Annotated in this window: 8 protein-coding genes; 5 read left to right on the top strand and 3 right to left on the bottom strand. The window is 71.9% G+C overall.

The window, feature by feature from the left end:
* Positions 1-33: 33 nt before the first annotated feature.
* Positions 34-3,702 carry a phosphodiester glycosidase family protein gene (locus tag ACFTQE_RS04000; RefSeq protein WP_376923843.1) on the bottom strand — a complete coding sequence of 1,223 codons (3,669 nt, stop codon included), beginning with the start codon at positions 3,700-3,702 and terminating at the stop codon, positions 34-36.
* Between the two features lie 222 nt (positions 3,703-3,924).
* Between ACFTQE_RS04000 and ACFTQE_RS04005 the strand changes: the two genes are divergently transcribed.
* Positions 3,925-4,452 (top strand): GNAT family N-acetyltransferase, encoded by a 528-nt coding sequence (locus ACFTQE_RS04005; RefSeq protein ID WP_376923844.1) that lies wholly within the window; start codon positions 3,925-3,927, stop codon positions 4,450-4,452.
* A 68-nt stretch (positions 4,453-4,520) separates the two neighbouring features.
* Entirely contained in the window at positions 4,521-5,096 is a 576-nt protein-coding gene (locus tag ACFTQE_RS04010) for a GNAT family N-acetyltransferase (RefSeq protein ID WP_376923845.1), read from the top strand.
* On the opposite strand, the gene ACFTQE_RS04015 is transcribed toward ACFTQE_RS04010, so the two are convergent.
* Positions 5,074-7,692, bottom strand: coding sequence for an MMPL family transporter (locus ACFTQE_RS04015; RefSeq protein ID WP_376923846.1), 2,619 nt, complete (start codon positions 7,690-7,692; stop codon positions 5,074-5,076). The genes ACFTQE_RS04010 and ACFTQE_RS04015 overlap by 23 nt on opposite strands.
* A gap of 118 nt (positions 7,693-7,810) precedes the next feature.
* On the opposite strand from ACFTQE_RS04015, the gene ACFTQE_RS04020 reads away from it, so the two are divergent.
* Genes ACFTQE_RS04020 through ACFTQE_RS04030 form a run of 3 tightly spaced genes read left to right on the top strand, consistent with a single transcriptional unit; the run spans position 7,811 to position 10,867 of the window.
* Positions 7,811-8,368: a TetR/AcrR family transcriptional regulator gene (locus tag ACFTQE_RS04020; RefSeq protein WP_376923847.1), complete on the top strand. Its 558-nt coding sequence runs from the start codon at positions 7,811-7,813 to the stop codon at positions 8,366-8,368.
* A 46-nt stretch (positions 8,369-8,414) separates the two neighbouring features.
* Positions 8,415-9,770 (top strand): FAD-binding oxidoreductase, encoded by a 1,356-nt coding sequence (locus ACFTQE_RS04025; protein ID WP_376923848.1) that lies wholly within the window; start codon positions 8,415-8,417, stop codon positions 9,768-9,770.
* Positions 9,770-10,867, top strand: coding sequence for a DNA glycosylase AlkZ-like family protein (locus tag ACFTQE_RS04030; protein WP_376923849.1), 1,098 nt, complete (start codon positions 9,770-9,772; stop codon positions 10,865-10,867). Before ACFTQE_RS04025 ends, ACFTQE_RS04030 begins: the two co-directional genes overlap by 1 nt.
* A gap of 4 nt (positions 10,868-10,871) precedes the next feature.
* On the opposite strand, the gene ACFTQE_RS04035 is transcribed toward ACFTQE_RS04030, so the two are convergent.
* A complete protein-coding gene (locus tag ACFTQE_RS04035) occupies positions 10,872-12,350 on the bottom strand; it encodes a sulfatase (protein ID WP_376923850.1) in 1,479 nt (492 codons plus the stop codon).
* Positions 12,351-12,435 lie beyond the last annotated feature (85 nt).

Here is a 12,435-nt window from a genome sequence, read left to right on the forward strand (position 1 = left end):
GCCAGGCCGGGCGTTCAGGTCATCGCGGCCGGCTCAGCCGGGCATCTCCTCCGAGACGCCCGCCGCTGCACGCCTCCGCTGCAGACGGAGACGCAGCGCGACCACGACGCCGCCGATCGCGAGCAACGCGATCGCGAGGCCGCCGAGCCAGGCGCCCGTGAAGCCGGTCGATGCGAGGTCTCCATCGCCGGCTTCGCCGGCCTCGCCGGAGCCGCTGCCTGCGCCGCCCGACCCCTCGCCCGATCCGTCGCCGGGGCCGGGATCGGTTCCGGGATCCGTGCCGGGGTCGACCGGCGCGACGTGCACGTCGACGCGCGACACCTCGCCGTTGACCGTGACCTCGACGGAGCCGTCGCCGGCCGCGACGGCGGTCAGCTCGCCCGTCTCGGCGTTCAGGCGCAGCACGCCCGACGCTGCGACCGCGCGCTCGAGGTCGGAGCCCCGGCCGCTGTCGACCGTCACGCCGTCACCGCCCCAGCGTGCGCTCATCGGCCAGCCGACGGGCACCGTGCGGCCGCCGTCCTGCTGGATCGACGCCGACACCGGCACCGTCTCCCCCACCGTCAGCACGGTGGGCGCGTCGAGCTCGAGCCCGTCGACGCGGGGCTTCACCTCGGCGCGCATCCAGCGGGTGCGATCGACGACCGTCTCGGGGTCGTCGCCGACGACCCCCGCGGACGGGTTGACGCCGAGCATCGTCCAGCCGGTGAAGCCGCCCGTCTCCGGCGTGCCCGATGGGCCCTTGCCCGAGTTGCCGTTGATGAGCTGCGAGACGCCGTCCGCCGACGAGGCGTGGAATGCGCCGACATGGCCGTTGACGACCGCGATCGACTTGCCGGAGTCCGCACGGAACTCGGCGAGGGTGTCGGTGAACGCCGCCGCCTCGTACCGGTCGCCGAGCTGGCTCGCCTTCGCCGGTTGCGGGTCGTCGGCCGGGTGGTGCGCGAAGACGACCACCCCGGTGATCGACGAGTCGGCCGCGGCATCCGCGAGCTCGCGATCGAGGAAGGCGAGCTGCCTGCGATCGGAGGCGCGGAACGACCCGGCCGCCGAGTTCAGGGTGATGAGCTGCGTCCTGCCGAGCGTGATCGAGTTGGTCGTGGCGCCGAAGACCGCCTCGAAGTTCGAGATCGGCCCGCCCATCACCTCGTGGTTGCCCGGCACGTACACGTACGGCAGCCGGTCGCCGATCTCCTCGTCGAGGATCCGCTTCGCGAACGCGATGTCGGCCGGGCTCGCCTCGTCGACGAAGTCGCCGACGATCACGAGCTGGTCGGGCTCGGCCGCGAGGATCTCCTGCAGGGTGCGCCGAGCACCCTCGACGGCGCCGCTCTCGGGGCTCCGCGCGACGAACTGCGCGTCGCTCATCACCGCGATGCGCTGCGGCCGCTCGTCGACGGTGCCGTTGGTGACGATGACGGGGTCGTGCACGACGGGGGCGACCGGCTGGTCGACGTCGGGAGCGACGATCGCATCGAGCCCGGCGATCTCGACGTGGCCGAGGTACTGCACGGCCGAGCGCGTCTCGAGCATGCGGATGCGCTGCAGGTGCAGCGGGTACGGCGTGCCGGCCGGCACCGTGAAGCGCACCTGGCGCCACCCCGTCCAGTCGACGGTCGGGCCGTCGAGGTTGATGGTCGTCCCCGCGCCGTTCTTCATCTGAAGACGCGGCCACACGCCGCTGCCGTCGCCGTCGATCCAGAGCGTGAGCGCCTGCGGCTGCCCGGCGATCTCGCGACCGAGGCTTCCGGCCACCGACATCTCGGGGGTGATCGCGTAGTACCCGCGAGTGCCGGTGCTCGTCGTGAAGTCGTAGTCGAGGGCGAGGGCGGGAATGCCGTCGGGGCCGGTGGTGAGCGTCGTGGTCCCGGTCGCGCGATCCGCGGCCCTGCCCCAGCTCGCACCGTCGGCGAAGTCGGCGACCGACTCGCTGCGGAAGCCGATCGTCACGGCGACGTCGACGCTGCGTCCGTCGGCCGTGAACGTCACGGTCGCCGACCCGCTGTCGCCGTTCGGCGAGACGAGGAACCCGTCGCGACCGTCGGCGGTCACGGTCACGGCGGCACCCGCCTCGACCGCGACATCCGCCGTCTCGATGGGGGCGCTGAAGCCGTCGGCGTCGAGGCCCGTGAGGGTCACGCGCGCCGTCTGGCCCGGGTCGGGCAGGGCCACGATCGTGCTGCTCGGCCGGAGTCGCTGGAGCTCGCCGAGCACGCGCAGCTGCGTCGTGGCGCTCTTGCCGTCAGCGGTGAAGCCGACGGTGCCGGTGCCGCTCGTGCCGCCCACGACGCGCGCGGTCGCCCCGTCGATCGCCTCGACGGCGAGGCCCGAGTCGGCCGTGAACTCGCCGTCGACGGGAACGCCCGTGAGGTTGTCGTCGAGCCCCGTGCCGGCAACCGTGCGGCCGAGGCGCGGGAACACCGCGTCGGCGCCGTCGAGCTGGGAGGCCGGGGCCACCGCGACATCCGTCACGGTGCCGGCCGGTGCGCTCGAGAAGAACGCGAGGCTGTTGGCGACGATGCGCTCGTTGCCGTCGGAGGGCCGGTTGATCACCTGCGCCTCGCTCGTGCCCGCGCGACGGGCGAGCATGGTCGTCGAACCGCCGCCGTCGAGGTTCACGGCGTTGTGCACGCCGAGGTCGAGCATCAGGTCGCCGAGCTCCTGGATCGTCATGCCCCGGCCGTCGCCGGCGCGGCCGTCGATCGAGACGACCGTGACCTCGGTGCCGTCGCGGTTCACGCCGACCGCCGTACGCGCCGCCTCGACCTGGTCATCGGCGGTCTGCACGCCGTCGACGATCATGCGCTGCGAGCCGCTCACGGCGAGGTCGACCTCGTGATTCGTGCCGACCGCGACGTCGACCTGCTGGCCGACCACGAGCGCCGCGAGCGTCGCGGCCCCGGCCTCGCGGCCGATGAGCACGCCCGAACCGTCGGCGATGCTCGCGGGCGCGTCGATCACAGCCGGGTCGGTCGTCACCGACTGCACGACGCCGTCGGTCACGACGGCCATGGCGACGGATGCCGCGAGCTCGCCGGGTGCGCCGAGCGGGCGGCTGAGCGGGTGCGCGCCCCAGGCGGCCGTGTACCAGCCAATGTCGCCGTTTCCGAGTCCCGGGGTGTTCACGCCCCTGATCGGCGTCTCGACACCGTCGATGCCGAGAGTGCCCTCGACCATGAGCTCCTGCACCGCGGCGAGGCCGTCGGTGATCGTGAACGCCTGGCGCTGACCGCCGCTCGCGGTGCGCAGGCCCGTGGTCGGCGAGACGTTGACGCCGACCGGCGCGACCGAGGCGTTCATGTCGAAGTAGTCGCCGTTGACCGCGGCGATCGCGCCGGTGCCCGCGATCTGCTGCGAGACGGGGGCGCCGCCGGTGACGGCGCCGGCGTCGAGCACGTCGACCGAGAGGGTCGGCGTCGAGAGGTCGGCGCGCATGACGTGGCCGGTCACCCAGCCCGCCGGCTGGAGGCGGCGGAAGTCGGTGAGCTCGAGGCCGGGCGCGAGCGCCTCGGTCTCCGCGGTGAGGAGGCTCGAGTCGCCGCCCGAGAGGTCGAGGCCCCCGGTGTCGGGCGCGGCCTGCGCCGGGTCGGCGACGCCGGCGACGGTGAGTCCGCCGGCCGTGATCAGGGTGGCGAGGGTCAGGGCGACGTACTGATCGGTACGCCTCCGGTGTCGTCGTGGGATGGTGCTGAGCGGGGGCATGGGGGCATACCTTCTTGCATGTCGAATCGTGTTCGTGCCGCGAGTGCGGCCTCGGGCACGCTACGGACCACGCCGGTCTCGGATGCGGCACGAAGGCGACCCGATGGTGACGCGAAGGTGAACGACGGGCGGACGGGCGTGTCGAGCGGCGGGCCCGCACGGCGGGCTCGGCACGGCGGTCGGCGGGTTGCCCGCGTCGCGTGCCAATGACAGGGTGAATCGATGGCCGCCGACTCGATGCCCTACGGACCGATGCCCTTCGACCTGCGCACCGAACGCCTGACGCTCCGGCTCTGGGAGGAACCGGATGCTGCGGGGTACCGGCTGCTCGTCGGCGAGCGCGGCGATGCGATGCCGACCCTCGCTGAGGCGCGGGAGGAGATCCGCGGCGCCCGCGAGAGCGCGCCGGGGCGCGGCATCCACCTGCTGACGCTCCGCCGACATGACGAGGGCACCGGTGACGGCGACTTCCTCGGATACTGCGGTCTCGTCGTCGGCCGCTCGACCATCGACGAGCCCGAGATCGCGTACGAACTGCTGCAGAGCGCGCACGGCATGGGCTACGCCACGGAGGCGGCGATCGCCGTCGTGGCCGCGGCACGCGCGACCGGCCGCGAGCGGATCTGGTCGACCGTGCGCGCATGGAACGCGCCGTCGTTCCGCGTGCTCGAGAAGCTCGGCTTCCGACGCGACCACTCGACGAGCGACGATCGGGGCGAGATCGTCTGGAGCGTGCTCGAGCTGCGGTGAGCCCGGCGGCCACCCGCGACGACGCCCGTGACCGCGACCGTGTCCGCGGTGTCTGGCAGGCTGTGGTCATGCCGATCGAGGTGCGCCCCGCGACAGTGTTCGACGACGTGGCTGCGGTCGTCGGCCCGAAGAACCCCGCGTCGAACGTGTGCTTCTGCCTGAGCTACCGCCTGCTCTCGTCGAAGGAGAACGTCGCGCTGCGCGGGCCCGAGCGAGCCGAGCGCGTGCGCGAGCTCTGCGAACTCGACCCGCCGCCCGGCGTGCTCGCGTACGACGGCGACGAGGTCGTCGGCTGGGCCGCGGTGCATCCCCGCGCCGACACGAGCTTTGCGAAGAACCGCAAGATCCCGCACATCGACGAGCTCGACGTCTGGTCGGTGTGGTGCATCCGCGTGCGGCCCGGTCACCGCAGGAGCGGCATCAGCCATCACCTGCTCGCCGGCGCGGTCGACTTCGCCCGCGAGCACGGTGCTCCGGCGATCGAGGGCTACCCCGTCGACAACCGCGGCGAGAAGGTCGACCTGACCATGGCCTACGTCGGCACCCGCACGCTGTTCGAGCGGGCCGGCTTCACGAAGGCGGCCGACACCGAGTCCGTCGTCGGCGGGTTCCCGAGGGTGCTCATGCGCCTCGACCTGCGCTGACGTCGGCCGAGCCGGGCGAGCCCGCCGGGCCGGTCTCGTCGGTCGAGGCATCCGCCGTCGCCTCACCGGTCGCCGCTTCGCCGTGCACCGGGTGGCTGCGCTCGAGCGCTGCGCCCTCGACGTCGACATCGGGCAGCAGCCGGTCGAGCCACTTCGGCAGCCACCAGGCGGCCGGGCCGAGCAGGTGCATGATCGCGGGCGTCAGCAGCATGCGCACGACGAACGCGTCGAACAGCACGCCGATCGCGAGGCCGAAGCCGAGCGGGCGCACCATCGTCAGGTGCGAGAAGACGAAGCCGCCGAAGACCGCCGCCATGATGATCGCCGCCGCCGTGACCACTGCGCGCCCGCCGCGCAGGCCCGCGACGACCGCGAGTCGCGCGGGGGTGCCGTGCACGTAGGCCTCGCGCATGCCCGAGACCAGGAACAGCTGGTAGTCCATCGCGAGGCCGAAGAGCACGCCCATGACGATGATCGGCGCGAAGTTCAGCACGGGCCCCGGGTTGTGCACGCCGAAGACCTCGCCGAGCCAGCCCCATTGGAAGATCGCGACCGTGGCGCCGAACGCCGCGAACAGCGAGAGCACGAAGCCGGCGGTCGCGATGAGCGGCACGAGGATCGAGCGGAACACGAGGATCAGGATGATGAGCGAGAGCCCCACGACGACCGCGAGGTAGAGCGGCAGCACCCCGGCGAGCTTCGCCGAGATGTCGATGTTGCCACTCGCCCCGCCCGCGACGCCGAGCTCGACGCCGTCGAGGCCCGCAGCGGATGCCTCGTCGCCGTCGATCGGCGACTGGCCGCGCAGCTCGTGCACGAGCGCCTCGGTCGACTCGCTCGACGGCCCGTCGCTCGGCACCACCTGGAAGGCGAAGAAGTCGCGGTCGTCGGAGACACCCGCCGGCGCGACCGCGACGACGTCGTCGACGCCCATGAGCCACTCGGCCAGATCGGCCTGCGTCGCCACGACCTCGTCTTCGGCGACTCCCTCGGGCAGCGTCGCCGTCACGAGCAGCGGCCCGTTCTGGCCGGGGCCGAAGGCATCGGAGACCGCGGTGTAGGCCTGGTAGGTCGTGGCGTCGGGCGATTCGGATGCCCCGTCGGGCAGGCCGAGCCGCATCGAGAGCGCCGGGATGGCGATGACGAGGAGCACGACGATCGAGACGACCGCGGTCACGATCGCACGCCAGGTCGGCATCGCGACGAGCTTCGGCGCGGCGTGGGATTCGTGGCCGATCTCGGCCCTGGCGCGCTTCGAGAGCACGCGCACGCCGATGAGTCCGAGGAGCGCCGGGGTGAGCGTGACCGCGATGAGCACGGCGATGAGCACGCAGACGGCGCCGACGGTGCCCATGACGCCGAGGAACGGGATTCCGGTGATGTTCAGCGCGAGCAGTGCGACGAGCACGGTCGAGCCGGCGAAGACGACGGCGTTGCCCGCGGTGCCGTTGGCGAGCCCGATCGACTCGTGCAGGTCCATGCCGGCGAGCACCTGCCGTCGGTGCCGGTTGATGATGAAGAGCGCGTAGTCGATGCCGACCGCGAGGCCGAGCATGACGCCGAGCACGGGCGTGACCGACGACATGTCGACGACGCCCGAGAAGGCGAGCGACCCGGCGACGCCGATGCCGACGCCGATGAACGACGAGATGATCGGCAGGGTCGCCGGCAGGAGCGCGCGGAACACGATGATGAGCACGAGGGCCGCGATCAGCACGCCGACGATCTCGCCGATGCCGATGAGCCCGTCGATCGACGCGGCGATCTCCGAGGAGTAGTCGACGTTCACGCCGTCGATGTCGGCGCCGTCGAGCTCGCCGGCGACCTCGGCCTTGAGTTCGCTCGGCAACGAGAACAGATCGTCCTCGAACATGACCGCGCCGATCGCGGTGCTCTCGTCGGTCGAGACCGTGCGGATCTCGGCGGCAGCGTCCATCAGCCGCGTGCCGTCCTCGAGTTCTGCGGCCGAGGCGTCGAGCTTCGCGGCACCGGCATCGAGCTGCGCCTGCTGGGCCTCGAGCTCCGCGGCGCCCGCGTCGAGCTGCGCCTGCTGCGCGTCGAACTGGGCGGCGGCCTGCTCGTACGCTCCCGCGGCCTTCGCCTGCTCGATCGCCGCGTCGAGCTGCGCCTGCCCCGCTTCGAGCTGGGTGCGCGCGGCATCGAGCTGGGCCTGACCCGCCTCGAGCTCGGCGCGACCCGCGTCGATCTGCGCGGCACCGTCGGCGAGCTGCGCGGCCTGGTCGTCGCGAGCGGATGCCGCGGCGAACGGGTCCACGACGCCGGAGACGCCGTCGATGTCGGCGATGTCGGCGAGCAGCGCGGAGATCTCCTCGCGCTGCGCGTCGCTCAGCGCCTCGCCGTCGTCGGACTGGAAGACGACGGTGCCGGTGGCGCCGCCGAGCCCCTCGAGCCGGGCGTCGAGCTGCTCGGTGACCCGCTCGGTCTCGGTGCCGGGGATGCTCATGCTCTGCGTGAGCGTGCCGCCGAAGGCGAGGAAGGCACCGCCGGCGAGCGCGAGCACGCCGAGCCACCCGATGAGCACGAGCCATGCTCGTCGTACGGAGAATCGACCGATGCGATACAGGAGTTCAGCCATGAGCCGAGGCGCCCTTCATGAGGTGACAGGTCGGCGCTTCATCGAGCCATCTCGAGGATAACCGACATCTGTCGGATATCTCACCACGAGGCGCATCCTGAACTGGCAGAATCCCCCTATGGACGTCAGGGTGGAGCGAACGCGGCGGCGCCTGCAGGACGCCCTGCTCGAGCTCGCCCGCGAACGACCGCTCGACGAAGTGACCATCGCCGAGATCGCGACGCGAGCCGGCGTGAATCGCAGCAGCTTCTACCAGCACTACTCCGACAAGGAGACGCTGCTGGCCGACGCCCTCGACGCGGCGGCGGAGGCCGCAGCGGCGACGCTGCCGAGCAGCTACGAGCCGCCGAGCGGTCCGCCGCAGGCGCTCGTCGCCTTCCTTCGGCATGTCGACGATCACGCCGAGCTCTACCGTTCCGTCTTCGGGCCGACCGGCTCGGCCGCCGTGCTGGCCCGGCTGCGCGCCCGCATCGACGCGATCGTGCGCGCCGGTTTCGTCTCGGCGGCCTCCGAGGCGTACGACGGACTGCCGCTCGACATCATCGCGGCGGGGATCACGGGCTCAGCGCTCGGCGTCGTCGAGGCCTGGCTCATGCGCGATCCGCGCCCGACGGTCGAGGTCGGCGCCGCCTGGATCTGGCGTGCGCTGCTCGGCCCGGGAGCCGACTGGGCGTGACGCCGTCGGCGGTCTCCGCTAGGTTGACCCCGACGAAAGGACTGCGATGACCTCCGCATCCGAACTCCTCGCGCTTCGCTCAGAACTCACCGGTTCACTCGTGCTGCCCGGCGACGACGCCTACGAGGCGGCGCGTACCCCGTGGAACCTCAGCGTCGACCAGCGCCCCGCGGCGATCGCGGAGCCGGCGGACATCGCCGACCTGCAGGCGATCCTCCGCACCGCGACCGCCGCCGGGCTCGGCGTCACCGTGCAGCCGAACGGCCACGGTGCGAACGGCGACCTGAGCGGCGTCGTGCTCATCCGGCCCAAACGGTTCGACCTGCTCGCCGTCGACGAGCAGGCCAGGGTGCTGCGCGCCGGCGCCGGCGTCAACTGGGGCCGGGCGCTCGAACGCCTCGATGGCACGGGGCTCGTGGCGCTCGCGGGCTCCAACCCCGAGGTCAACGTCGTCGCGCTCGCCATCGCCGGCGGTCAGTCCATGTTCAGCCGCCGCTACGGCATCACCGCCCGCTCGATCATCTCGGTCGAGTTCGTCGATGCGGCAGGCACGGTGCACCGCGTGAGCGACGCCGACGACGCCGAGCTCATGTGGGCCCTCCGCGGTGGCGGCGGGCTGTTCGGCATCGTCACCGAGATCGAGCTCGCCCTCTACCCCGGCGACGCGATCTTCGGCGGCGGCCTGATGTTCCCCGCCGAGGTCGCCGAGGCGGTCGTCACCGCCGCCTTCGAGCTCGCGCGCGACGAGCCCGAGCTCGGGCTCGACGTCGGCATGATGCACTTCCCCGACGCACCGCAGGCGCCGCCCCACCTGCGCGGCCGAACGGTGGCGACGGTCGCACTGGTGCACGTCGGCGACGAGGCGACCGGTCGCGCGTTCGCCGATCGCATCGTCGCCGTCGCCGAACCGATCTCCGACACGCTCACGAGCTTCACGATCGGCTCGCTCGCCGCCGTCGCCGCGGAGCCCGTCGAGCCGATGCCGTCGGCCGACTTCGGCGTGGCCCTCGACGGGCTCGACGACGCCTTCGCCCGCGAGTTCGTCGACGCGTTCACGCGCGGCGCCGCGCGCGGCCTCACGCGCTGCGGCATCCGCGCGATGGGCGGCGCGATCGCCGACGAGCTCGGCGCCGAGTTCGCCGCGGTCGGGGCGACGCAGGCCGATGCCCTGATGAGCTGCAGCGTGCTGCTGTTCGATCCGACGATCGACGTCGACGCCGCCTTCGCGCCGATGCGCGACCTCGCCGCGAGGTATCCGGGCGGCGCGACGCTGCCCACGTTCCTCAGCTCGGGGGCGACGCTCGCCGACGCCTACGATCGCGACGTGCTCGACCGCCTCGCCGCCGTGAAGCAGCGCGTCGACCCCGGCGGCGTCATCCGCAGCAACCGGCCCCTCGGTTGATGGAGCCGCACCGTCTCGATCGCACCGAGGCGCGACGCATCGCGATTCGCGCGCAGCTGCTCGACGCCTCACGACCCACCGAGCTGGTCGAGGTCGTCCGGCGGCTCACCCTGCTGCAGGTCGACCCGACCGCGGCGATCGCGCCGAACGCCGATCTCGTCGCGTGGAGCCGCCTCGGCGCTGCGTACCGGCCCGACGCCCTCGTGCGCGCGCTCGAAGACGACCGCACGCTCTACGAGGTCGACGCCCTCATCCGCCCGATCGAAGACCTCGCGCTGCACCGTGCCGACATGGCGGCGTGGCCGACATGGCAGCGGTCGGTGGAGTGGCTCGAGCAGAACGAGTCGTTCCGCCGGGACATCCTGAATCGTCTCTCGGAATCCCCGCAGCCGCTGCTCTCCCGCGACCTCCCCGACACGAGCGTGGTGGCGTGGCAGTCGAGCGGGTGGACCCACAACCAGAACGTCGGCCGGATGCTCGAGCTCCTCACGCTGCGCGGCGAGGTCGCGATCGCCGCCAGACGGGGGCGCGAGCGGCTCTGGGCACCTGCCGATCGGGTCTACCCCGCCGAGCTGCTCGCGGCCCCGCTCATCCCGGCAGACGAAGCGCTGCGACGACGCGACGAGCGCCGCCTGGCGGCGCTCGGCATCGCCCGCGAGAAGTCGACGAAGATGCCGCTCGAACCCGTCGACGTGGGCCTTGCCGGCGAGCCCGCGGTCGTCGACGGCGTCCCGGGCGTGTGGCGGGTCGACCCCGCGGCGCTCGGCCAGCCGTTCACCGGTCGAACCGCGCTGCTCTCGCCGTTCGACCGGCTCACCTACGACCGCGTTCGCGCCCAGCAGCTCTTCGACTTCGAGTACGTGCTCGAGATGTACAAGCCGGCCGCGAAGCGCCGCTGGGGCTACTTCGCGCTGCCGATCCTGCACGGCGATCGTCTCGTCGGCAAGCTCGACGCGAAGGCCGACCGCAAGGCGGGCACGCTCACCGTGCACGCGGTGCATGAAGACGTGCCGTTCAGCCGCGACATCCGCCGCGCCGTCGACGACGAGGTCGCGAGCCTCGCCGAATGGCTCGCGCTCGAGGTCGTCGCGGCCTGATCGATCAGCCCGCGACGAGCTGCTCCGGGCGCGGCTTCGACGCGGGCGATTCGTCGAGCCCCGCGGGTCGCGGCTGCGACGGGTGGGGCGTGTCGAGCAGTTCGGCCTGCAGCTGCCAGAGCGTGACCTTCAGCTCCTCGCGGAGCTCGGCGTACGCCGGATCGAAGTACACGTTGTTCACCTCGTCGGGATCGACCTCGAGGTCGTAGAGCTCCCACTCGGGCGGGTACCGGTGCGGTGAGGCGCCGGGCAGGCCGAGACCGTCGTTGTAGAAGTAGATGAGCTTGTACCGGTCGGTGCGCACCCCGTAGTGGGCGAACGCATGGTGGTTGACGTCGTCGTTCTCGAAGTAGCGGTAGTACATCGCAGGCCTCGTCGGCCGTTCGGGCTCATCCGTCAGCTGCGGCCAGAAGCTCGTGCCCTGCATGCGCGCGTGCGGCTCGAGCCCGACGCCGTCGAGGATCGTCTGCGCGAAGTCGACGTTCGTGATGATCTGCTCCAGCGGTTCCGCACGGTGCGGGATCCGCGACGGGCAGCTGATGACCAGCGGCATCCGCAGCGACTCGTCGTACATGAAACGCTTGTCGAACCAGCCGTGGTCGCCGAGGAAGAACCCCTGGTCGGAGGTGTACATGGTGAGGGTGTCGTCGAACTCGCCGCGATCGCGGAGCCAGTCGATCACGCGGCCCACGTTGTCGTCGACGGATGCCACGCAGGCGAGGTAGTCCTCCATGTACCGCTGGTACTTCCAGAGTGCCGCCTGCTCGTAGTCGAGCCCCTCGGGCGGCGCCTGCTTCAGGTCGGTCAGTGTGAGGTGGTCGGCGATGCGCATCGCGGCTCGGTGCGCGGCCGACGAGCGCGTGCGGTAGTCGTCGCCGAAGGTCGCGGGCACCGGGATCGGTTCGGAGTACATGCCCTTGTGCTTCTCGTCGGGCTCCCAGGGCCGGTGCGGCGCCTTGTGGTGGATGAGCAGGCACCACGGCTCATCGCCCTCGAGGGACTCGAGCCAGGCCAGCGAGAGGTCCGTGATGACGTCGGTGGCGTAGCCCTCGACGATCTGCACACCGTCTTCGGTGAGGATCTGCGGATCGAAGTACTCGCCCTGGTCGCGCAGCACCGCCCAGTGGTCGAAGCCCTGCGGGTCATGGCCCGGCCCCTCGCCCATGTGCCACTTGCCGACGATCGCGGTGCGGTAGCCCGAGTCGCGCAACTGCGAGACGAAGGTCGGCTGGCTGGCATCGATCGGCGTCTCGAGGGTCGTGACCCCGTTGACGTGGCTGTAGGTGCCGGTGAGGATCGACGCGCGGCTCGGGGTGCAGAGCGCGTTGGTGCAGAAGCAGTTGTCGACGCGCACCCCCGCCTCGGCGATCTCATCGATCCGGGGTGTGCGATTGACGACCGAGCCGTACGCGCCGATGGCGTGCGAGGCATGATCGTCGGTCAGGATCAGCAGGATGTTCGGGCGGCGTTCGGTGGAGCTCATGGATCTCATTCGTCTCGTGCGTGCAGTGTCCGCCGAGGCATCCGCTCACGGCTCGCGTCGCGCGGCGGAGCTGGGCTCCGCCTTC

It is taken from the genome of Agromyces sp. NPDC056965 (assembly GCF_042673425.1).
GTDB lineage: Bacteria > Actinomycetota > Actinomycetes > Actinomycetales > Microbacteriaceae > Agromyces.

What these genes read in the sequence shown, in the direction of transcription:
- ACFTQE_RS04000 (WP_376923843.1), bottom strand. Translation starts at nt 3,702, where the DNA reads ATGCCCCCGCTCAGCACCATCCCACGACGACACCGGAGGCGTACCGAT.
- ACFTQE_RS04005 (WP_376923844.1), top strand. Translation starts at nt 3,925, where the DNA reads ATGGCCGCCGACTCGATGCCCTACGGACCGATGCCCTTCGACCTGCGC.
- ACFTQE_RS04010 (WP_376923845.1), top strand. Translation starts at nt 4,521, where the DNA reads ATGCCGATCGAGGTGCGCCCCGCGACAGTGTTCGACGACGTGGCTGCG.
- ACFTQE_RS04015 (WP_376923846.1), bottom strand. Translation starts at nt 7,692, where the DNA reads ATGGCTGAACTCCTGTATCGCATCGGTCGATTCTCCGTACGACGAGCA.
- ACFTQE_RS04020 (WP_376923847.1), top strand. Translation starts at nt 7,811, where the DNA reads ATGGACGTCAGGGTGGAGCGAACGCGGCGGCGCCTGCAGGACGCCCTG.
- ACFTQE_RS04025 (WP_376923848.1), top strand. Translation starts at nt 8,415, where the DNA reads ATGACCTCCGCATCCGAACTCCTCGCGCTTCGCTCAGAACTCACCGGT.
- ACFTQE_RS04030 (WP_376923849.1), top strand. Translation starts at nt 9,770, where the DNA reads ATGGAGCCGCACCGTCTCGATCGCACCGAGGCGCGACGCATCGCGATT.
- ACFTQE_RS04035 (WP_376923850.1), bottom strand. Translation starts at nt 12,350, where the DNA reads ATGAGCTCCACCGAACGCCGCCCGAACATCCTGCTGATCCTGACCGAC.